23 protein-coding genes and 1 tRNA gene are annotated in these 21,070 nt (G+C 69.7%); 6 read left to right on the forward strand and 18 right to left on the reverse strand.

Annotated features, from left to right (window positions below):
- Nucleotides 1–394: 394 nt before the first annotated feature.
- Nucleotides 395–2,290 (reverse strand): serine/threonine-protein kinase, encoded by a 1,896-nt coding sequence (locus LV75_RS20840; RefSeq protein WP_253888666.1) that lies wholly within the window; start codon nt 2,288–2,290, stop codon nt 395–397.
- Between the two features lie 244 nt (nt 2,291–2,534).
- Here LV75_RS20840 and LV75_RS20845 point away from each other — a divergent pair, with 244 nt between their 5' ends.
- Complete coding sequence (locus LV75_RS20845) at nt 2,535–2,747, forward strand: KTSC domain-containing protein (protein ID WP_253888668.1); 213 nt, start codon at nt 2,535–2,537, stop codon at nt 2,745–2,747.
- A 55-nt stretch (nt 2,748–2,802) separates the two neighbouring features.
- Here the strand turns inward: LV75_RS20845 and trxA are convergent, their stop codons facing one another.
- Nucleotides 2,803–3,171, reverse strand: coding sequence for a thioredoxin (trxA, locus tag LV75_RS20850; protein ID WP_253888670.1), 369 nt, complete (start codon nt 3,169–3,171; stop codon nt 2,803–2,805).
- An 83-nt stretch (nt 3,172–3,254) separates the two neighbouring features.
- Nucleotides 3,255–3,854, reverse strand: a complete 600-nt coding sequence (locus LV75_RS20855) for a TetR/AcrR family transcriptional regulator (protein WP_253888672.1) — start codon at nt 3,852–3,854, stop codon at nt 3,255–3,257.
- 77 nt (nt 3,855–3,931) lie between these two features.
- On the opposite strand from LV75_RS20855, the gene LV75_RS20860 reads away from it, so the two are divergent.
- The gene (locus LV75_RS20860; RefSeq protein WP_253888673.1) at nt 3,932–4,495 is read left to right on the forward strand and encodes a TIGR03086 family metal-binding protein; all 564 of its coding nucleotides are present in this window, start codon (nt 3,932–3,934) and stop codon (nt 4,493–4,495) included.
- Here the strand turns inward: LV75_RS20860 and LV75_RS20865 are convergent.
- From LV75_RS20865 to LV75_RS20905, 9 genes are all read right to left on the reverse strand, one after another.
- The gene (locus tag LV75_RS20865) at nt 4,455–5,297 is read right to left on the reverse strand and encodes a putative RNA methyltransferase (RefSeq protein ID WP_253888674.1); all 843 of its coding nucleotides are present in this window, start codon (nt 5,295–5,297) and stop codon (nt 4,455–4,457) included. The two genes, LV75_RS20860 and LV75_RS20865, sit on opposite strands and share 41 nt — an antisense overlap.
- 1 nt (nt 5,298) lies before the next feature.
- Nucleotides 5,299–6,657, reverse strand: coding sequence for a dihydrolipoyl dehydrogenase family protein (locus LV75_RS20870; protein ID WP_253888675.1), 1,359 nt, complete (start codon nt 6,655–6,657; stop codon nt 5,299–5,301).
- A 5-nt stretch (nt 6,658–6,662) separates the two neighbouring features.
- Nucleotides 6,663–7,661 (reverse strand): glycosyltransferase 87 family protein, encoded by a 999-nt coding sequence (locus tag LV75_RS20875; protein ID WP_253888676.1) that lies wholly within the window; start codon nt 7,659–7,661, stop codon nt 6,663–6,665.
- Between the two features lie 217 nt (nt 7,662–7,878).
- Nucleotides 7,879–8,775, reverse strand: coding sequence for a M48 family metalloprotease (locus LV75_RS20880; RefSeq protein ID WP_253888677.1), 897 nt, complete (start codon nt 8,773–8,775; stop codon nt 7,879–7,881).
- 598 nt (nt 8,776–9,373) lie between these two features.
- A tRNA-Ala gene (locus tag LV75_RS20885) sits at nt 9,374–9,446 on the reverse strand.
- Nucleotides 9,447–9,502: 56 nt separating this feature from the next.
- Complete coding sequence (gene sepX, locus LV75_RS20890; RefSeq protein ID WP_253888678.1) at nt 9,503–10,189, reverse strand: divisome protein SepX/GlpR; 687 nt, start codon at nt 10,187–10,189, stop codon at nt 9,503–9,505.
- A 178-nt stretch (nt 10,190–10,367) separates the two neighbouring features.
- A complete protein-coding gene (locus LV75_RS20895; protein ID WP_253888679.1) occupies nt 10,368–11,021 on the reverse strand; it encodes a GNAT family N-acetyltransferase in 654 nt (217 codons plus the stop codon).
- A complete protein-coding gene (gene glp / locus LV75_RS20900) occupies nt 11,014–12,237 on the reverse strand; it encodes a molybdotransferase-like divisome protein Glp (protein ID WP_253888680.1) in 1,224 nt (407 codons plus the stop codon). Before glp ends, LV75_RS20895 begins: the two co-directional genes overlap by 8 nt.
- Before the next feature lie 46 nt (nt 12,238–12,283).
- Nucleotides 12,284–13,174, reverse strand: coding sequence for a UTP--glucose-1-phosphate uridylyltransferase (locus tag LV75_RS20905; protein ID WP_372504203.1), 891 nt, complete (start codon nt 13,172–13,174; stop codon nt 12,284–12,286).
- Nucleotides 13,175–13,198: 24 nt separating this feature from the next.
- Between LV75_RS20905 and LV75_RS20910 the strand changes: the two genes are divergently transcribed.
- From LV75_RS20910 to mscL, 4 genes are all read left to right on the forward strand, one after another.
- Nucleotides 13,199–13,807 carry a 5-formyltetrahydrofolate cyclo-ligase gene (locus LV75_RS20910; RefSeq protein ID WP_253888682.1) on the forward strand — a complete coding sequence of 203 codons (609 nt, stop codon included), beginning with the start codon at nt 13,199–13,201 and terminating at the stop codon, nt 13,805–13,807.
- A 118-nt stretch (nt 13,808–13,925) separates the two neighbouring features.
- Nucleotides 13,926–14,240 (forward strand): FmdB family zinc ribbon protein, encoded by a 315-nt coding sequence (locus tag LV75_RS20915; RefSeq protein ID WP_253888683.1) that lies wholly within the window; start codon nt 13,926–13,928, stop codon nt 14,238–14,240.
- A gap of 106 nt (nt 14,241–14,346) precedes the next feature.
- On the forward strand, nt 14,347–14,916 hold the full coding sequence (locus LV75_RS20920) for an SAF domain-containing protein (RefSeq protein ID WP_253888684.1): 570 nt from the start codon (nt 14,347–14,349) through the stop codon (nt 14,914–14,916).
- Between the two features lie 51 nt (nt 14,917–14,967).
- Nucleotides 14,968–15,366 carry a large-conductance mechanosensitive channel protein MscL gene (gene mscL, locus LV75_RS20925; protein ID WP_253888685.1) on the forward strand — a complete coding sequence of 133 codons (399 nt, stop codon included), beginning with the start codon at nt 14,968–14,970 and terminating at the stop codon, nt 15,364–15,366.
- A gap of 442 nt (nt 15,367–15,808) precedes the next feature.
- On the opposite strand, the gene LV75_RS20930 is transcribed toward mscL, so the two are convergent.
- The 6 genes from LV75_RS20930 to LV75_RS20955 form a co-directional block, all read right to left on the reverse strand.
- The gene (locus LV75_RS20930) at nt 15,809–16,015 is read right to left on the reverse strand and encodes a hypothetical protein (protein WP_253888686.1); all 207 of its coding nucleotides are present in this window, start codon (nt 16,013–16,015) and stop codon (nt 15,809–15,811) included.
- 13 nt (nt 16,016–16,028) lie between these two features.
- Entirely contained in the window at nt 16,029–16,529 is a 501-nt protein-coding gene (locus tag LV75_RS20935; RefSeq protein WP_092779689.1) for a MogA/MoaB family molybdenum cofactor biosynthesis protein, read from the reverse strand.
- A gap of 92 nt (nt 16,530–16,621) precedes the next feature.
- Nucleotides 16,622–17,662 carry a sensor histidine kinase gene (locus LV75_RS20940; protein WP_372504204.1) on the reverse strand — a complete coding sequence of 347 codons (1,041 nt, stop codon included), beginning with the start codon at nt 17,660–17,662 and terminating at the stop codon, nt 16,622–16,624.
- On the reverse strand, nt 17,659–18,354 hold the full coding sequence (locus LV75_RS20945; RefSeq protein ID WP_253888687.1) for a response regulator transcription factor: 696 nt from the start codon (nt 18,352–18,354) through the stop codon (nt 17,659–17,661). The genes LV75_RS20940 and LV75_RS20945 overlap by 4 nt, the downstream gene beginning before the upstream one ends.
- Before the next feature lie 58 nt (nt 18,355–18,412).
- The gene (locus LV75_RS20950) at nt 18,413–18,721 is read right to left on the reverse strand and encodes a hypothetical protein (protein ID WP_204450223.1); all 309 of its coding nucleotides are present in this window, start codon (nt 18,719–18,721) and stop codon (nt 18,413–18,415) included.
- Between the two features lie 670 nt (nt 18,722–19,391).
- On the reverse strand, nt 19,392–21,026 hold the full coding sequence (locus LV75_RS20955) for a trypsin-like peptidase domain-containing protein (protein WP_253888688.1): 1,635 nt from the start codon (nt 21,024–21,026) through the stop codon (nt 19,392–19,394).
- Nucleotides 21,027–21,070: the final 44 nt, after the last annotated feature.

Below are 21,070 nucleotides of genomic sequence, written 5' to 3' on the forward strand. Positions count from 1 at the left end.
GCTGGGCTGGCAGGGCCGACGAGAGCGGGCTGGGCTGACACCGGACCTTCCGGTGTCCACGGCTGGGCAGGTGGGTTGGGGCGGACCTGACGGGGAGCGGGATGGCACCGCAGGGTCCGACTATCCAGGCGCTGGGCGGGCTGGCACCGCTGGGGTCGAGTGTCCAGGTGCTGGGCAGGTGGGCCGGGGCAGACCCGAGGAGGCTGGGATGACAGGGCTGGCCCGCCATCCCAGCGACTTCATAGCGTTCCGGATCGCTTTGCGCGGTGCCGCAGGTGAGGTCTTGGAGGTTGCCAAGATCAAACCGCGCCCAGTAGGCCCCCGAATCAAGAATACCAACGGAACCCCCAACGCATGGGGGCTCGAGTGGCCGTCTGTGGATAGCTCAGGCCGGTCACCGCATGGGGCGGGTTCGGTCGGCTCCTTCGATCGCGCTTCGGCGGACGATTTGGGTTACTGGGCCGGTTTCGGTGTGTCCTTCGCGGCCGAGCCAGTCACTCAGTTCTCGGGCTACTGCGTTCAACGTTGGCCGGCGAGCGGGTTCGGAGTCTAGGGATGCGAACAACAGGCGGCGGTGGGCGCTGCGCATTGGGAGTTCTGAGAGGGGTTCTCCCTTAGCCGCAGCCATCAGGGCGGCCATGGCGTTGTCGCGGGTTCCGCGAGGGGGCTTCCCGGTCAACGCGTAGCTCACGGTTGCTGCCAACTGCCATGCGTCTGAGGCTGGGGTTGCGTTGGCGCCTGCGGCTGTTTCTGAGGCCAAGAAGTCCGGTGTGCCCACCATCATCCCGGTAGCCGTAAGAGTGGAGTCGCCCTTTGAGCGGGCGATGCCGAAGTCGATGAGGTGGGCGTTGCCGTTCGGGTCGATGATGATGTTGGAGGGTTTGACGTCGCGGTGGAGGACGCCCTTGGCGTGGGCGGCGGAGAGGGCGCCTGCCATGGTGATCCAGAGGCGGGCCACGGCCACGTCGTCCAGTGGGCCGCCCTTGGCGACGCGGTCGGCGAGGGGTTGGCCCTCGATGTACTCCATGACGAGGCCGAGGCCGTCGGGTTCGGCGACGATGTCGTAGACGCGGACGCAGTTCGGGTGGTGGACGGCGGCGAGGGCGCGGGCCTCGCGCAGCATCCGCTCCTCGGTCTCGGCGTCGGGGGCGTGGGCCATCTTCACCGCGACGGTGCGGTCGAGTTGGGTGTCGACGGCCAGCCAGACCGTGCCGAAGCCGCCGTGGCCGAGGGCGCGGACCTTGCGGAACCGGCTGCCCGACGGCTTGACGGGTGGGGGCGGCGGGGTGGCGCCGCGCGGGGTGAACGGAAGCGGACCGGGGTCTGCGGCGAGCTTGCCGATCGCCGCGCGGTCGGGCTCCGGTTCGCGCAGCGTCGGGTTCGGCAGCGGCGGCGGCGCGAACACCGGTGGCTGGCGCACGGACGGTTGCTGCTGCCCGGGGCCCGGCGGGACGTACTTGGGCATGGGGGGCGGCGGCACGTAAGGCGGCGGCTTCTGCTGGCTGTGCTGCGGCGGAGGCTGGGGCGGTGGGTTGTGCGCCTGTGCCTGCGGTGGCGGCGGCGGTCCGCCTGCCTCCGGCTTCTGGTAGTTGCGCTCAACCGTCGACCAACTCGGCGGTCCGATCACGTACACAGGTACCAACCCCAAGATGCTGATCGGCAAGAAGCCGAGCCATAGATGCGCCGCGGTGTTCGCCTCGACCGGCAGGCTCAACACCGCCATGAGGGCGAACGGGATCCATACGAGCCTGCTCGGCCACTTCGGGCCCCTACGCATCGCCGCGCGTGCCTGCAGGATCACAAAGAGCAAGCAGACCGCGGGCACGACGACAAGGCCGCCGATGCGCAGCAGGTACATCGGCCAGCTCTCGTACGGGTGGAAAAGGACCTCGTACCCGGTAGCCCTACCGCCGAGGTACGAGTTCTGCGGACCGACCCAACAGGTGCCCTCTTGGAACGACCGCATCTCCTCGGCGCTGAACGTGACTTCGCCATCTCCGGTGAAGACGCTGCGGTAGACGCTGCCGACGCCGTTGAAAAGCAGCCATGGCAGCAGGAACGCGGCGACGCCACCGACGACACCGAACACGCCCAGGGTGACCGGGTTGTAGGTGTTGCCGGTGAACTTCCGGACCAGCGCGATCACCACCGTGGCCAGCACCGGCAGCAGCGCGATCAACGCACCTGCCGTGCTGGTCGCCCACACCCAGTCACCGGGGCAGATGCCCGGGCCGAAGATGCTGTGCGCGAAGGACAGCAGTGACGCTGCGAGCTCCAGCACCGCGTCCACCAGCTCCTCTCTCTACCGGCCGCTCCCCGGTCGAACGCCTTCCAGGGTAGATCGGCCGCGACCGGTGATCGGTCGGTTGTCCACAGGACGTCACAGGGGGTGCGGAGGTTGTGGTGGCCGCGGACACGCCACACCGACAGCCATTCTATCGGGGTCCGCCGTGCGCCATCGGTGGCGGAAAGGAGCTGACCGGCGCCGCGGGTGGCATGGTTGTGCGCAGAGCCGGGCGAGTGGAGGGCGGAGGATGGAGCGCAGACCGGTCGCGTCCACCAGCATCGCGGCGATCGGCTACGACGCCGACCGCCAGATCCTCGAGGTCGAGTTCCACAACGGCGGCGTCTACCAGTACCTCGACATCCCCAAGAAGGTCTACTGGCAGTTCGCCTCGGCGCCGAGCCTCGGGCGCTTCCTCAACCACGAGATCAAGGACCGCTACTCCGCGCGGGAGGTCGACTGACGCGACCGCGGGCCCGACGACGGGGTGTCGTCGGGCCCGCGGGGAGCTCGCGTGCTTACGCCTCGGCCTGGGCGGCGGCGACCTGGGCGCGCACCTCGTCCATGTCGACGGCCTGCACCTGGGTGATCAGGTCCTCGAGCGCGGGCGCGGGCAGCGCGCCGGGCTGGGCGTAGAGCACCACGCCGTCGCGCACGGCCATGATCGTGGGGATCGACGAGATGTTGAACGCCTGGGCGAGCTGCTGCTGCGCCTCGGTGTCGACCTTGGCGAACACGATCTCGCCGTACTTCTCCGACGCGGCGTCGAAGACCGGGGCGAACTGGCGGCAGGGGCCGCACCAGGCCGCCCAGAAGTCGACCAGCACGGTTCCGCCACCGCCCACGACCTCGTCGAAGTTCTCGGCGGTCAGTTCCACGGTAGCCACGTGGCCTCCTCAGTCCGGGTTTGCGTTCCGGGATACAGCCCTACCAACGAGCGTGCCCCGGCAAACATTCCGGGGCAACCTCCTCAGTCCGACTCCCCCAGTCGGGCCCGGAGTGCGGTCAGCGCCCGATCGTAGTGGGAGTCATCCCGGGTCAGGAGGCTGTCGTGGTTGGCAGCCCTACCGAAGGCGGTTAGCTCAAACACCAGCTGGCTGACGTCTATCCCCGGGGTGAGATGCCCCTCTTCCACGGCCTCTTCGATCAACCGCGTCAAGAGCTCACTCCACGTCGTGCGCCACCGGACCACCACGTCGCGGACCTTGCCTTCGCGCGCGTCGAACTCGGCCATCACCGTGGAGAAGAAGCAGCCCCCCGCGAAGACGCGCGCGCGGGAGAAGTCCATCCACCGCTCAAACAGGGTCAACAGCCGTGGCTTACCCCGGGGTGCCTGGAACGCCGGTCGCAGGACGTGCTCGGTGAAGACCTCTTCGGCGAACGAGATGGTCGCTAGCTGCAACTCCTCCTTGGAGCCGAAGTGAGCGAAGATGCCGCTCTTGCTCAGCTGCAGCTCAGCGGCGAGCCTGCCCAGGGTCAGCCCTTCGAGCCCGTCGACGGTGGCGATGTCCACCGCGCGGGCGAGGGTGACGCGGCGGGTGTGCGCGCCGCGGGCGTGTCGTCCGTCCATGGAAAACAATCTAGACGGTCGTTCGAATATCTGTCACTATCTGACCGATCGTTCGTATAACTTTCTGGAGGACCCACGTGGACGTCAGGCCCCTGTACCGCCAGGCCGCCGACAGCACCGGGCGGATCATCGACACCCTCGGTGACGAGCAGCTGGCCATGGTCACGCCGTGTTCGCAATGGCGGGTGCGCGAGGTCATCACGCACCTGGTCGACAACAGGAACCGGCTGCTCACCAACCTCACCGGCGGCACGCCCCCGGCCGAGGCGGACGTGCGGACCGGTTTCCGCGCCACCACCGAGGCCCTGAACACCGCGTTCGCCGACGACGCGCTGCTCGAGGTCCCGTACGAGTTGCTCGACACCCAGTACAACGCCGCGACGGCCCTGTTTGTGGACTTCGCCGACACACTTGTTCACGGCTGGGACATCGGCGTCGCCATCGGCTTGGAGGTGAGACTGCCGGAAGACCTGGCCCGAGCCGCGGTCAAAGGTATCTCCCGCTGGCCGGACAACGGCACCATCTGGGGTGTGAACGGCCTCTTCGGCGAGAAGTTGCCGGTTGACGAGGCAGCTTCACCGCAAGAGAAACTGCTTGCGATTACCGGCCGCTCTCCACAGTGGACTCCGGTAGGTAGGTAGTAACCGTCACCGAACCGGTAACCATCACTGGTTCGGACAACGCAGCAACCTGGTCGGCGATAGCGTCAACACTGGTGTGGAACGCAGTTGGCCCCATGCCGACCAAGGCAGCGGCATCGCGATGCGTTAGCGCCATCGGGAACTCGCACAACGTCCTGCGCTCTTCAGTGAAGTACGGCGACAACCGCGAAGAGACCTGGTCTCCCTTGTCAGCCGCAACCGTCAACATATCCACGGCAGACACAAGCTCGCCGAGGTGCCGCTCAGTAGGCGCCACCACCACGAGCCTGCCTGACGGATGCAAGATCCGGTGAAGTTCAGACGGGTTGCGCGGGGCGAACACGTTAAGCACCAAGCCAGTTGAGCCTGTCCGGATGGGCAACGGCTGCCAGGCGTCACATAGAACCGCCCCCAGATTGGGATGTGCCCGCGCTGCCTTCTTCAACGCGGGCTTAGCGGCATCAACAGCAAGGCCCACCCGCTCTGGGTATGCGTTCAACACAGCAGCTAGGTAGTGCCCGATGCCGGCACCAACGTCGGCAACACAACCTGGCCCAGGTTCCACTGTCAGGAGTTCCCGCACGATCGGGGCGTAGTGGCCCGCGCCAAGAAACGCGGCCCTCGCCTCGATCATCGCGGCCGTGTCACCGGTGAAGGAGGTCGGAGCGCGCAGCAGGCTCACATAGCCCTGCCGAGCGATGTCGAAGGTGTGCCGGTTGGGGCACCGCAACGAGGTGCCATTAAGTCCGAGGTCGTCCCCGCAGTGCGGGCAAACCAGGAACGGCAAGGTGTCGACGAGCACCCTAGGCGCGCAGGTCGGCCAGCGCCGATTCGATGGCGCGGTGGAAAGTGGGGTAGGCGTAGATCATCCGACGGAGCTGGTCCACCGGGACCTTGGCATGCACCGCGACGACCAATGCGCCCAGGACCTCACCCCCGGTCGGCCCGGCGGAGGTAGCGCCAACGAGCACGCCCGTGTCGGCATCCTCGATGAGCTTGATCAGCCCTTCCGCCTTGTGCAGGAATCCACGGGTAGAGGAAGACAGTTGTGTGATCCCAACGCGCACATTGAGTCCAGCGGCACGCGCAGCGGCCTCAGTTAGGCCTACCGATCCGATTTCCGGATCCGTGAAGGTGACCCTTGGCACCGCGTGGTACTCCGCGCCGGGTCCGTTTTCGCCGAGGATGTCGGACGCCACGATCGCCGCCTGGTACATCGACATGTGCGTGAAAGCGCCCTTGCCGGTGACGTCGCCGATGGCCCACAGCCCGTCCGCCGCCCGCATGTGGTCGTCGACGGTGACCCCGCGCGCGGACTCGTCGAGCCCGTAGGCGCCGATGCCCAGCTCAGCCATGTCGGACTTGCGACCGGCGGCGACCAGGACTTGAGCGGCGCTGACCGGGTCCTCGCCGTCGAGCTCCAGGGTGAACAGCTGACCGTCGTGCCGGGCGGCGGTGATCTTGGCGCCGGTCTTGACCTGGATGTGCTCGGCGGCGAACCGCTCGGCGAGCAGCGCGCTGGCCTCGGGCTCGTCCAGCGGGAGGAGCCGGTCGTTGGCCTGCAGCACAGTCACCCGCGCGCCGAAGCGGGCGAAGACCTGGGCGAACTCGCAGCCGACCGGACCGCCGCCGATGACGATCAGCGAATCGGGCACGGCCGTCGCGCGGACCGCGTCCCGGTTCGTCCACAGCGGGGTGCCCGCGAGGCCGGGGATGGGCGGGACCGCGGGGTCGGTGCCGGGGTTGAGCACGATGCCGCGTGCAGCCCGCACGACCTGCTCACCGACGGCGAGGACGCCGGGTCCGGTGATCCGCGCCTGGCCACGCACGACCTGAACACCCGCGGCCTCTAGCCGGTCCACGGCCGCCTGGTCGTTCCAGTCAGCAGTGATCTCATCGCGCACCCGGGCAGCGACCTTGCCCCAGTCGGGGGTGATCTGTGCGGTCCCGGCGAACTCCGGCACCCGTCGAGCCTCGGCGAGCACATCGGCGGCGCGGATCATGCCCTTCGTCGGCACGCAGGCGTAGTAAGGGCACTCACCGCCGACCAGGCGAGACTCGATACCCGCGACAGATAGCCCTGCCTGAGCGAGCCGAGTGGCCACAGCCTCACCGCCGGGGCCGAGGCCCACCACGGCGACGTCAACAACCAGCTCAGCCACGTCTATCAACTCCTCGACTTCTCGCCTGGCGCAAGCTCAGCACGGACCGCTTGTCCGCGCAGCGCCGGGTCTCCCCCAGCCAACAGGACCACGATCGGTACGGCTACCAGTGCCGCCAAGAGATAAGAGTTACCTAGAAGCACGTCGGCGGCCGTCCAGCTCAACTCGGTCTTGGCGCCACTAGGCACCATCCGGAACTGCCAACCGGTGAACACCACAACCAGCGCTAGCAGACTCCACTGCATGTTCTTTGCGATGAAGTAACCGGCGAGGGGGACGACCCACACCCAGTGGTGTGTCCACGAGACGGGGCTGACCATCAGTCCAGCGACAGCGGTAACGAGCAGCGCACCGAGGTCGTCCCCGTCGCTGTGGAGACGGCGCACAACGATGGCAGCGAGGGCGAGAGTGACCAGAGCGGTTGTGGCGAACAGGATCAACGCCGCCTGGTCTTCACCGGTGAGCCGCTGAAGGATCCCGTTGAGCGACTGGTTGCCGATCCAGGAGTTCGTGGTGGCGTCGTTGCCGTCGACCAGTGCTTCAGTCCAGAACCGCACTGTGTCGCCCGGCAGGACTGCCGCGGCGGCGAGGTTGAGTAGCGCAAACGCGGCTAGAGCGCGTGTCGCGTCTGCCCATCGCCGAGTGAGTGCCAGGTGGGCAATGAAGATCAGCGGGGTGAGCTTGACTGCGGCAGCCACGCCAATCAGGACTCCGGCCCCCTTACGGCCCTTAAGCAGAAGCACGTCCGCGACCACCATCGCCATGAGCAGCAGGTTGACCTGCCCTAGTCCTAGCGTGCGCCACACCGGTTCTAGCAGCAGGGTCGACAGCAGCAGCGCGCCAAACGGCCACCCAGCCCGCAGCTTCGCGGGCAAGGTTTCCCGCAGCACAAAGCCCAACGCGAGCGCGGAAAGCGCGGCAAGCACGCCCCACCCGAGCTGCGACGGCAGCATCGTCAGCGGCAGGAACAACAACCCCGCGATAGGTGGGTAGGTGAAGGGCAAGGGGGGTGCCCACGATTCACCCGTGGTGAGCGGGGCATAGAGGGAGTCTCCGTGCAGAAGAGTCAGCGCCCCAGCCCGGTAGACCGAACTGTCGACACCTAGACCTCGACCCGTGAACCAGCAAGCGACAGCCAGCACGACCAACCCGATCGCGACCGCTGACGCCGCGTGTGGAACCCGCCGCGCAACCCCCATGCGGTCACCCTAATGGCGCAGCTCAGCGCCCCGCACGCAGTCGCCGTATCCGGTCCGCGGTCGCGGGGTGGCTGGCCAGCATCCGCACCCGCAGCGAGCGGCGCGCCCCGTGCTCGGCCGACAGCCAGCCGGAGAGCACGTTCACCAGATCGGGGCCATATCCGAACCCGGCGGCGGTGGCGTCCGCCCGGTACTCCCCCAGCCGCCGCGACCAGGCCATGAGCGGGCTGAGCAGCGGCATCAGCAGCAACCAGGGGTTCAACGCGATCAAACCCACCAAGAGGATCAGCGCCAGCAAGGTCCCTGCCAGGGCTCCGGCAGCACTACCGAATCGCGCGAAGAGGGAAGCGACCATAAGCACGATCCGCATGGCCATGCTGACCAGCCAAATCGCCGCTTGAGCGGGCAGTTCGTACCACCAGGCCAGCAGTGAGGCCCGCGAGTGCCCTGAGAGGTGATGCCCTAGTTCGTGAGCCAGGATCGCCTCAAGAGAGCGAGGCGGTAGGTCCAACGCACGCCTGGTTACCGCAACAGTCCGTCCACCCGCCGCGAACGCGTTGAGCTCCTTGGACTGCTCCACCCACAACGTGTACCGAGAACTATCGACATTCGCCGTCGCGCACACCGACTCCCACAGCGGCCGAAGCCTGGTGAGCTCAACTGTCGTAGGCCTGCGCATGTCGAACATGAGCCGCGCCAGCACCGACTCGACCGCGGGCACGAACGTGATGGCCCCCGAGAGCACCCACAGGCCCACCACGAGCCACACGACCCACGTGGTGGCCGAGATCAGCCCCGCCACCAGCGCGACCACGACCAGGCTGCTGAGGAACGCGGGGAGCCCGAACAACACCCCCATCACCGCCGAGGCATCCGGCCGCACCCCCCGGCGCCTCTCCCGCGGTATCCAGGTCTCCACCACACCTCACCAAGATCGTTCCCCCACCAGCCTGACGCCCCCCTCTCCCCCTTGTCCACCCCCACCCACCGATGCGAAGGCCGAAGACCCGAGCAAGCCCACCCCGATTCCGCCCGCCAGCCTCACCACGGCCGACAAGCCCCTGGCTACCTATCCGATACGACAGGCCGCCAGCCCCCAAGCGAGCCCCGCCGGTTTCCCACCCTGACTGTCCAGGCGCTCCGCGGTTTCTCGTCCGCTACGCAAGCTCCCGCGAACTCACCGCTCCACGCTGGCCCTAGCCCGCTCCGGGTGTTCTGCTCTTCCGTCCGCTACGCAAGCTCCGCCGGACTCCGCGCTCCACACCTTCCGCGCCCACCGCACCGCGGGCGACCAGCCCATTGGTTACATACCTAGATGCGATGACCGAAGGTCGAGCGAGCCCCGCCGAGTCCCCACCTTGGTTGTCCAGGCGCTCCGCAGCCCGTGCGCTCCGCGCACTCCCGCCGCTCCGCGCCTTCTCAACCACCGCACCGTGGGGGTCTGGGGGCTCGGCCCCCAGAACAAACGACAGGCGACCAGGTCCACTCTTCCCGTGGACACAGGTCGCCTGAGCCTGTGGAGCTGAGGGGAATCGAACCCCTGACCTTCTCGATGCGAACGAGACGCGCTACCAACTGCGCTACAGCCCCTTGGTTGTGCTCGCAGAGCTTATCAGGCCGCGAGCACGGACCTGCACACCGGGGGCCTACTCGCCGACGGCGCGGCGGTAGGTGGGGTGGGCGGGTTCGCCGAGCTCGTCGAACCAGGGGTCTTCGTCGTCGAGTTCGACGACGACGGCGCCGGGGTGGATGGCTCGGGTGGGGATGGTGGTGATGTGGTCCATGTCGTCTTCGGCGGGGCGGGCGTGGGAGCGGCGGGGGGCCGCGGTGGCCGCGCGGGCGGCGCGGCGCTCGCGGATCTCCTGTTCGATCCGGACCTGCCTGCGCAGGTAGGTCAGGTAGCCGACGAGGGTGATGTCGACGAGGCCGTGGACCCACCACAGCAGCGGCTGGGCGAGGCCCGCGGCCACACCGGTCGCGATGGCTGCGAGGAACATCAGGAGGACGACCCGCTGCCGGAAGGCGTACTTCGCGCGGGCGGCGTGGGCGGCCGCTTCGGCGTCGTAGCCGCCGCGGCCGGGGCGGTAGCGGCGGGGCTCGTCGGGCTCGGGCTCGGCGTCGGCGATCAGGTCGTCGTCGTCCTCGTCGACCGCGTCGTCGTCCACGGCGATCTCCTCCCGGGTGTCAGCGCTGTGCGAGCCGCTGCGCACGACCCGCGCCGCGAGGGCGGTGTCGGTGGTCCTGGCGATCTCCTGGCGCTTGCGCACGACCATGGGGACCAGGACGACGAGCCACGCCACCACCAGTCCTACCACGATCAACGAGCTCGGCATGTCCCGTCACCTCCCCCTCGCTGTGCTCCGGCGTTCGCCACGTTAGTCACAACAGTCACACCCATGGCGGAGGCGCGCCGACCCCACGGGTGCACGCCCACCCGATCGGGTAGTTCGCTTGTGGACCATTCCCCGTAACGGGCTTGATCAAACTTTGCGCGCGAAAACGTGAATCGCCTTACAGCGAACTGGCTTTCCCAGCGGCGATCAGCCGCGACACCAGGCCAGTCGGAATGTCCTCTGTGGTCACTGCGAGGCAGAGGTGGTCGCGCCAGGCGCCCGCGACGTCCAGGTAGCGGCGGAACAGGCCCTCGTGCCGGAAACCCAGTTTCTCCAGCACGCGCAGGCTCGCGGCGTTCTCCGGTCGCACCGTCGCCTCGACCCGGTGCAGCCCGGCGGCGATGAAGCAGTGGTCGACAACCATCGCCGTGGCCGCGGTAGCGACGCCGCCACCGACCGTGTCCGCTGCGACCCAATAGCCAACCCAAGCCGAGCACAGCGAACCGCGGATGACGTTGCCCACAGTCACCTGCCCCGCGAACTGGCCGTCAACAGTTATGACGAACGGCAAGGACATGCCTCGCCTTGCTAGAGCGCGCAAGGTGGACCACTGCCCCAGCCATGCGCTGGACGTATTGCGTTCCACCCACGTACCGGGGACGGTTGGCTCCCACTGCTCCAGGTAAGCCTGATCGCGCAGCCTGATGCGGCTCCAGGCGCGCGCGTCGGTGAGCCGGGGGGCACGTACTTCCACCACACCCGCCGCGACGCGAAGCGGGCCAAGGCGGGCAGGCCAGCCCGGGTGGCGACCGCCTACGTAGGGGCTAGCCACGCTGGGCGAGGAAGAGGACCTGGACCTCTTGGCCGACTGACACCTCGGTGGTGTCCTCGTCGACGAGGATCAGGCAGTTGGCCTCAGCGAGCGAGGCGAGCAAATGCGAGCCAGACAGGCCCAACGGCTGCACGAGGTACTCGCCGTTGTTCTCATCGCGTAGTAGCTGCCCGCGCAAGAAGCCCCGCCGCGCCTTGGTAGAGGTAACTGGTGAGAGGAGCCTGGCCTGCACTACGCGTCGGTGGGGGTTGCGCTTGCCCTGTGCGGCCCGGATCAGTGGACGCACCATGACCTCGAAGACCACCAGCGCGCTCATAGGGTTACCTGGCAGCAGGAATGTCGGTACAGCGTCGGGTCCGAGCCTGCCGAAGCCCTGCACCGAACCGGGGTGCATCGCGACCCGGGTCAGGTCGAGGTCGCCGAGGTCACTAAGCGCCGAACGGACTTCGTGGGAGAGGTCGCCGCCCGCTCCCCCCGCGATGACGACGATCTCGGACAGCAGCAGCCTGCTCTCCACGGTCTCCAGCAACCGCCGGGTATCCGTGGAGACGATCCCGACCCGGATGACCTCCGCGCCCGCGTCCCGCCCAGCCGCGGCCAGCGCGTAGGAGTTGACGTCGTAGACCTGCCCTTGCCCAGGTGTGCGGTCGATGTCGACGAGTTCGTCGCCTAGCGAGATGACCGACACCCTGGGCCGCGGGTAGACCAAGACCTTGGAACGACCGACGGCGGCCAGTAGACCTACCTGCGCCGAGCCGATCACGGAGCCGCGGCGCACAGCGACGTCGCCGGTCTGCACGTCCTCGCCGGTCCGCCTGACGTAGGCGGCCGACGGGACGGGCTGGTTGATGGTGACCCTGGCGTGGTGCCCATCGGTGTAGCTGGTGGGGACAACGGCGTCGGCCAGGGTGGGAAGCGGTGCGCCGGTAGTCACGCGCACCGCTTGCCCTGGTTGGAGTCGCCGTGGTTGTCGCGATCCGGATGCGATCTCGCCGACGACCGGTAGGACTACCGGCTCGGTTCCCGCTCCTTGGGTGTCGACGCTGCGCACCGCGTACCCGTCAACGGCGGCCTGGTCGAACCCGGGCAGGGCGCGCTCGGCCACGACCTCTTCAGCGCAGAGCAGCCCCTGCGCCTCGGAGATGGCGACCCGCACGGGTGCGGGCCGGACCGCGGCCGCCAGCGCCCTGGCGAGTTGCTCGTCGACTGACCTCATCCGGTTACCTTGGTTCCGTCCGCTGTTGCCGTCTACTCGGAGCCGCTCACTCGGAGCCGACGCGATCGCGCAGCCAGGCGCGCAGGCTCGGCCCATACTCCGGGTGCTCGAGGGCGAAGTCCACGGCGGCGCGCAGGAAGCCGCCCGGATTCCCGAGGTCGTGCCGCCCGCCGCGGTGCACGACCACGTGCACCGGGTGGCCCTCGGCGATCAGCAGCGCGATGGCGTCGGTGAGCTGGAGCTCACCGCCCGCGCCCGGGGTGATCCGCTTGAGAGCGTCGAAGATCGCCCGATCGAGCAGGTAGCGGCCTGCAGCCGCGAAGGTCGAGGGGGCCTCGTCGGCGGGGGGCTTCTCAACCATCCCGTTGACCTTCTTGACGTCACCGTCCTCGGTGTCCTCGACGTCGAAGACACCGTAAGCGGAGATCTCTTCGCGGGGGATGTCGAAGGCGCACAGGACCGTGCCGCCCTTCTCTTCGCGAACCTTGGCCATGCGGGCGAGGACACCGGTGGGCAGCACGAGGTCGTCCGGCAGCAGCACCGCGACGGCCTCGTCCTCGGGGCGGAGGTTGGGCTCGGCGCAGCCGACAGCGTGGCCGAGGCCGAGGGCCTCTTCCTGGATCGCCGTCTCTACCGCGAGCAGGTTGGGCGCTCGGCGGACCTTCGCGAGGAGCTCGGTCTTCCCTCGATCCTCAAGGGTCTTCTCCAGCTCGGGGCGCGGCTGGAAGTACTGGGCGACAGCGTCCTTGCCGGGAGAGGTGACGATGATCAGCCTGGTGGCACCCGCCTCGGCGGCCTCCCTGGCGACGTACTCGATGCCGGGGGTGTCCACCACCGGCAACAACTCCTTGGGGACGGCCTTGGTCGTGGGCAGGAACCTGGTACCCAACCCCGCCGCGGGCACGATGGCGGCGGTGAATGCGGTCGACGCGCTCATGGACATGCAGCCTAACCTCGACATGTGGCCGGGCCCGGTAATGATCTCGACGCGACGCGCGCGTGGACCAAGGACCAGTGGCGCCGCGCGCTCCTCGCGGAGCGGCGGCGGGTACCCGCGAGCGTCCGGTTCGCCGAGGCGATGCAGCTCACCACGCTGCTCACGAGTGGCCGGGTGGTGGGTAGGGGCCAGACATTGTGCGCGTACGTGCCGATCGGCTCCGAGCCCGGTTCGGTCCAAATGCTCGATGAGGTCGCAGACCATGGGGTGCGGATTCTGCTACCGATCGTCTCTGGGGCGGGGCCACTCGACTGGGGTTGGTACGACGGGCGGGAGTACCTGCGTCCAGGCCCATTCGGACTGCTCCAGCCTATAGGCGAGCGGTTGGGCGTGACCGCGCTGCGGATAGCGGATGTGGTGTTGGTGCCCGCGTTGGCTGTCGACCGCAATGGCACCCGATTGGGGCGTGGCGCCGGGTACTACGACCGATCGCTGTCGCTGGCCGCACCGGGGACGCCCCTGGTGGCGGTGGTACGCGATCCGGAGTTGTTCGACCAACTGCCGTCAGAACACCACGACGTGACCGTCACCGGTGTGTTGACACCTGGCCGGGGGCTGCTCCGGTTGCGTTGACCGGCGGTGACCGCATGTGACCTTGCACGGGAACATTTGCGCTCCGCGCGCGCGTTACCCCAGAATCGGTTGGCACTCTCGCTGACCGAGTGCCAGATGCGACAAGGGAGCCCAGTCCGTGCCCACGTACCAGTACGCCTGTACGGCATGCGAGCACCGCTTCGAGGCGGTGCAGTCGTTCACCGACGCCGCGCTGTCCGAGTGCCCGGAGTGCACCGGCCGACTGCGCAAGCTCTACGGCTCGGTGGGCGTCGTCTTCAAGGGCAGCGGCTTCTACCGCAACGACAGCCGGTCCGGCTCGTCGAGCTCGACGGCCACGCCCGCGACCACCCCGGCGGCGACCACCAAGACCGAGTCGAAGTCGGAGTCGAGCAGCACGGCCACCCCCGCCGCGCCCGCCGCGAAGTCCGACAGCACGGCCAAGGCCTCCTGAGTTATCCACAACGCCTGGGGTCATCCACAGCGGAGATCCCAGGCTTTCGCATGCCTTGACTTCCTCCTAGCGTTGCGGTCGGACCCCGTCTGACCTGGAGGAACTCATGATCACCGGACGCATGCCCAGCCCACTGGCCCTGCGCAGGGCGGTCGCCGCCGCGCTGGTGCTCGCCGCCGTCGCGCTCGCCTGCCGACCGTCCCCGGCGGACTCGTCGGTGCCGCTCGTGGTCGCGGCGCACCCCCTCGCCCCCGGCGTCGCGCTGACCCCGGCCGACGTCCGGATCACGCGCGCCCCGCCGGACCTGCGGCCCGAGATGGCGCTGGCGGACCCGGCCGAGGCCGTCGCGCGGGTGCCCGCCTGCGCCATCGGCGCGGGCGAGGTGATCACCCGCGGGCGGCTGGTCGGCGCCGAGAGCCTGACCGCCGCGGCGGGACCCGACGCCTCGGCGGTGCCGGTGCGGTTATCCGACGGCGGCGTCGCCGAACTGCTCTACCCGGGCGTCCGGGTGGACGTGGTGACCGGCAAGCGCGTCGTCCTGGCGCGGGACGCGGCCGTGGTGACGGTGCGCGCCTCCGACGGGGGCAGCCTGGTGGTCCTCGCCCTGCCGAGGGCCGAGGCGGCCGAGGTGGCGGCGGCGGCGTTGCGCGACCCGGTGGCGGTTACGCTCCGGTAGCCATCGCCCCCGGACGGTGATGAGCCGTCCACCCCAGAATGGAGCGCCCACGTGCTGAAGGGCTTCAAAGACTTCCTGATGCGCGGGAACGTCATCGACCTGGCTGTCGCCGTCATCATCGGTGCCGCGTTCACCACCATCGTCACCTCGTTCACCGACGGCCTGATCAAGCCGCTGATCAACTCGGCGGGCGGCACGAAGGCCGCCGAGGGACTCGGCTTCCGGATCATCGGCGGCAACCCGTCCACGTTCCTCGACTTCGGCGCGGTGATCAACGCGGCGATCAACTTCGTGATCGTCGCCGCGATCGTCTACTTCGTGATCGTGCTGCCGGTCAAGCACATCCAGGACCGCCGCAAGCGCGGCGAGGAGCCCGGCCCCGCCGAGCCGACCGACGTCGAACTGCTCGCCGAGATCCGGGACCTGCTCCGCCAGCAGCAGAGCCGCTGATCCGACCGGGCCGTGCCGCGCCCCCCGTCCGGGTCCGCGGCACGGCCCGGCAGCCAGACGGCCTGGGAGCCAGGTGGTGACCTGGCCTGCCAGGTCGCGCGCCGACAGACATCCGACTTCGAGAAACCTGAGGAGGTGATCACACAGGCGGTCAAGGAACTGGCGTTGCCGCCCCTGACGAATCGCACCAGGACCACGGCACCGCTGCGGCGGCACTGCTGTCCACCACACCGGCTCACCACCACCGGCCCACCACGACTGTCCAGCACGGCGTGGCCAGCACAGCGCGGCCAGTACGGCGCGCGGTGCCACGGCGGGCCTACACGGTGTTGTCCGTCGCGAAGGGAGACGTCCGCTTGGGGCAGCGTTGTTCAGCGCGATGCTGTCGCTGCCAGGGCGCTCTGGGCAAGTGAGCTGTGGCAGCGGGGCGGTGTGGTGGGGGTCAGCCGCCGTGGTGGGGTGGGCGGTTCTGGTGGTACCAGTCGTCGGTGGTGGCGGGTGGGGTTGGGTCGCGTTCGTCGGTGGTGGTGTCCGGGAGGACGTCGCCGAAGATCTCGTCCAGGGTGGGGCGGCGCTTGGCGGGCCCCGGTTGGCCGGGCTCGGGTTGAGCCTGCTCCGGTTGGGCGGGGTCCGCGGGCGGCGTGGTCACGGGGCTTCCGGGGTCAGTTGGTGTCCAGGCCGGAGAGCTCGCCGATGACGTAGGGGACGAGGGCGGACAGGGTCGCCATGCCGTCGCGGACGGCGCTGCGGGAGCCCGCGAGGTTGACCACCAGGGTGCTGCCCGAGACACCCACCAGACCGCGGGAGACACCGGCGTCGACGGCGCCCGCGGCGAGGCCGGAGGAGCGCAGTGCCTCGGCGATGCCGGGGATCGGCCGGTCGAGCACGCCCTGGGTGGCGTCCGGGGTGACGTCGCGCGGGGAAACGCCGGTGCCGCCCACGGTGACGACCAGGTCGGCGCCGCCGATCACGGCGGTGTTGAGCGCGTTGCGGATCGCCACGGTCTCACCCTCGACGGTCACCACACCGTCGACGATGAACCCGGCCTCCTCGAGGAGCTCGGTCACCAGGGGGCCGACCGTGTCCTCGTGCTCCCCGTGGGCCACCCGGTCGTCGACGATCACGATCAGAGCCCGGCCCAGCCGCTGCGCGCTTCGTTCCATGGGTGCCACCGTAGTCGCAGCGGCGCCGTGGAGCCGCTGGAGGTCGCGTGCGACAGGCACTGTTCACCGTGCCTGCCGGGCACCGCCGAAGATCAGCACCGGGCGAGCGGGAGGCGGACCTCGAAGCGGCAGCCGGGCCCCTCGTTCCACGCCTCGATCCGGCCGCGGTGCGCCTCGACCAACCCCTTCGCGATGGCCAGGCCCAAGCCAGCGCCGGAGGTCGGTGCCGGGGTCCTGGCCGGGGCGCCGCGGAAGGCGACGTCGAAGAGGCGCGGCAGGTCGGCGGGTGGGATGCCGCCGCAGCAGTCGGTGACCGACAGGACAGCCGACCCGCCGTGCACGCCGACCTCGACGGCGACGGTGCCGTCCGGGGGTGTGTGCCGGATGGCGTTGGCGACCAGGTTGCCGACGACCCTGGCCAGTTCCGGGTCGCTGCCGAGCACGACCGGCCACTCGGTGGCGGCCGCGCGCACCTGGACCCGCTTGCGCTCGGCGACCGGGATCTGGGCGGCCAGGGTGTCGCTGACGACGTCGCGCAGCGGGACCTCGGTCATGGTCAGGCTGAGCGCGCCAGCGGTGATCCTGGACAGCTCGAACAGGTCGTCGACCATGACCGAGAGCCTGCGCGTCTCGGTGTCGATGCGCGCCGCGTACCCGGCGACCTCGGCGGGCGAGGAGACCACGCCGTCGGCGAGCGCCTCGGCCATGGCCTGGATCCCGGCGAGCGGGGTGCGCAGGTCGTGGCTGATCCAGGCGACCAACTCCCGGCGCGAGGCCTCCACGGCGCGTTCCCTGGCCCTGGCCTCGCGCTCCCAGAGCCCGAGCGCCGCGGTGCGGCGGCCGAGCAGGACCGCGACCGGCACGGTCACCAGCGCCACCAGCAGGCTCACCAGCAGCGTGGTGGTCAGCGTCTCGGTGAACACGAAACCGCTGATGCCGACCAAGCCGCCGACCAGCGCGACGACCGGCACGAGCACCAGCACGGTCATGCTGGTGGCCAGCGCCCGGTCGCGCAGCCAGTGCAGCAGCACCGCGCCGATGACCACGACCGGCAGCACCAGGCCGAGCGCCCACGGCAGGATCCGCAGCAGCTGGCCCGCCATCTGCCAGAACGTCTCATCGGGATGGATCACGACGCGGCCCGGTCGTAGCGGTAGCCGACGCCCCACACGGTGCAGATCCGGCTCGGTTTGGCCGGTACCCGCTCGACCTTCTCCCGCAGGCGTCGCACGTGGACGGTCACTGTGGACTGATCGCCGAAGTCCCAACCCCACACGCTGGCGAGCAGTTGGGCGCGGGTGAACGCTTCGCCCGGGTGCGACATGAAGAACTCGAGCAGGTCGAACTCGCGACCGGTCAGCGCGAGCTCCACGCCTGCGAGGGTGGCCGCGCGGGCGGCGCCGTCGAGCCGCAGGTCGCCGTCGGCCAGTTCCCGGGCGCCCGCCCGGGGCGCGGACCTGCGCAGCACCGAGCGCACGCGCAGGGCGAGCTCGCGCGGGCTGAACGGCTTGGTCACGTAGTCGTCGGCGCCCAGGCGCAGCCCGGCGATGCGGTTCTCCTCCTCGCCGAGGGCGGTCAGCATGATCACCGGGATGGCGCCGCGCAGCCGCCTGCACACCTCGACGCCGTCGATGCCGGGGAGCATGAGGTCGAGGACGACCAGGTCCGGCGGTTGGGCGCCCGCGAGGCGCAGCGCGTCCTCCCCCGTGGCGGCGAGCACGACGTCGTGGCCGGCGCGCTCGAGGTAGCGCCGCACGACATCGGAGACGGTCACGTCGTCGTCGACCACGAGCACCCGCCCGGTGCCCACCTGCCCTGGCTGCATGCCCCCATGGTCGCCGACCGGGGCGTCAGGCGATACGAACGTCAGACAACGGTAAGGACTAGGCGAAGCTGACCGAGAGCAGGAACGCCAGGTAGAGGCCCACGGCGACCATGGCGGTCCGGTTGAGCACGATGCGCTCGGCGCGCATCGCGTACTCCAGGCACACCGCCCCCAGCACGATCCACACGGCGGGGTGGGCCCAGTGCACCAGGAAGGCGTGCGGGTCCGACAAACCCTCGGTCCGCACCGTCAACACCGTCGCCTGCAACACGGCGACGCCAACGCACACCGCGGCGGCCAGCAGGCCCAGCGGGAGCCGGACCGGCCCACTGAGCGAGTCCCGCACCCTGCGCAACGTCGATGCCATAGACCCATTGTCACGGCTGGAACCCCGCCGTGTCGCGGTAGATCACCTGCTACTAGGTCACAATTCGCGATACTGCCGCCCATTTGGAACCAATTGTGCTGCTGTCACCAGGCAAAGTGCACGGCGCAATCCCGTGGCGGCGTTGCGACCGGCGCCCCGGGGATCGGACGGGCCCAAATGGAGCACCGGCAGCATACCCCGCGGACCGTCCACTACAGCTGGTGACCAAAACGACCACGGAGAGACAGCGCCCGGATCAGCGGGATCGCCCGCCCCGTGGACCTGAGTGGACGGACGACTGGGAGCGCGACCGGAGTTGGGAACGCTACCAGTCCCGTGCATCCACCCCGGGCGTCCGGCCGACCGCGCCAACGCCGGGAACCCGGCGGTGGGGAATTCTGTGAATGACGAGGAATCGCCACCGCCACCGCGACCCCCGGCCCGGAGAAATCGGCGCCGGAAACGCGCCCGAATGCCGCACGCCATTCCCCCGGGGGAGACAAACGACGCCCCGGCCCCGGACGTGCGAGGAGCCGCAGGCGGGCGGTGAGGGGTTCCGTCCGCGTGCGGCTCCAGGCCTCAGGCTTCCCTTGCTGAAGCCCGGTCCCGGTTCGGGGGCAACGAACCGGAAGGTGGTCTCGGGCACGCGAGGCGCCCGAGCGTCGGGGGTCTAGCGGGTTTCCACGGTCTGGCCGCCGAGGGTGGCCTGGACCGTTCTGCCGTCGGAGAGGGTCAGGGTGACCTTGTCCGAGGGGGCGTGCGAGCGGACCGCGGCCACGAGGGCGTCAGCGGTGTCGATGCGGCGGTCGTCGAGCTTGCTGACCACGTCGCCGGACTTGAGGCCCGCCTGCGCGCCCGCGCCGCCGCCGGTGACGTCGGCGATGAGGGCACCGCCCGCGTCGGCGTCGCGCACCGAGACGCCCAGCACGGTCTGGGTGGCCTTGCCGGTCTTGACGATCTCGTCGGCGGTGCGCCGGGCCTGGTCGATCGGGATGGCGAACCCGATGCCGACCGAGCCGCCGCTGCCGGAGGCGGAGCTCTGCGGGCTGTAGATGGCCGAGTTGATGCCGATGACCTGGCCCTGCATGTTCACCAGCGGACCGCCGGAGTTGCCCGGGTTGATCGCGGCGTCGGTCTGGACCGCGTCCATGACGGTCGCCTGGTTGCCGCCCTCACCGCCCGCGCGGGTCGGCCGCTGCAGTGAGCTGACGATGCCCGAGGTGACCGTGCCGGACAGCTCGAACGGTGAGCCGATGGCCACGACCGCCTGGCCGACCCGCAGGTCGTCGGAGCGGCCGAGCTCGGACACGGCCAGGTTGTCCACACCAGCGGCCTTGACCACGGCGACGTCGGAGTTCGGGTCGCGGCCGACGACGGTGGCGGTGGCCGTGCGGCCGTCCTGGAAGACCGCCTGGATCTGCCCGCCGTCGACCGCGCCCTCGATGACGTGGTTGTTGGTCACGATGTAGCCGTCGCGGCTGATGACGAAGCCGGACCCCTCCCCTGCGGAGGACCGGCCGCGCACCTGCAACTGCACCACGGTCGGCAGCACCTTCTGCGCCACCGACTCGACCGAGCCCGCCGGGGCGGAGCCGGTCTGCTTAGCGGTGGGCTGCGTGTCCAACGCGGTGCTCACCGAGTCTGCCTTGCCGTCCGCGGCGAGCCACCCGCCCGCCGCGCCCGCGCCGCCCCCGACGACCAGCGCGAGCACGGCGACCCCGACCACCAACCCCGTGCGCCGCGGTTCCCGTCGCGGCTGCGGGTACTGGTGCGGCACCCCCGGGAGCGGCAGCCCCGCGTGCGGCGTGCCCGCTTGCGGGTTCCCTGCGTGCTGCGTCCCGGGGGGTACCGCACCTTGCTGAGTGGGGTGTTGCTGAGTGGGGTGTTGCTGAGTGGGGTGGGGTTGGGCGGGGTGGGGTTGGGCGGAGTGCTGGGCGGGGTGGGACTGAGCGGGGTGCTGGCCGGGCTGCTGGGTGGGGTGCTGCTGCCAACCGCCCTGCTGCTGCCAGGGGCTGCCCACCCAAGTCTGGTTGGTGCCGACCGCGCGGTCGGCACCGACGGTCGGATCAGTGCCCACCGGCTGATCGGTGCTGACCGGCTGATCGGCGTCGACCGGCTTGTTGGTGCCGACCCCCGGCGCGGCGAGGCCCTGCTCCTCGCGCGCCGGGGTGTCGGCCGCCACCCGAGCGGGGCCCTGCTCCCCGCCCGGAGTCCGGTCGCCCGACGGCGTCTGGGCGGACTGGGCCGCCTGCGCTGACCACGGACTGGTGGGTCCGGTCTTGTCGTCGGGGTTGTTCTCCGTCATGTGTCCACCTTGCGCGTCGCGACTGAGAAGCACCTGAGACCGTC

The sequence above is a fragment of the Actinokineospora diospyrosa genome, assembly GCF_024171925.1.
Lineage (GTDB): Bacteria > Actinomycetota > Actinomycetes > Mycobacteriales > Pseudonocardiaceae > Actinokineospora > Actinokineospora diospyrosa.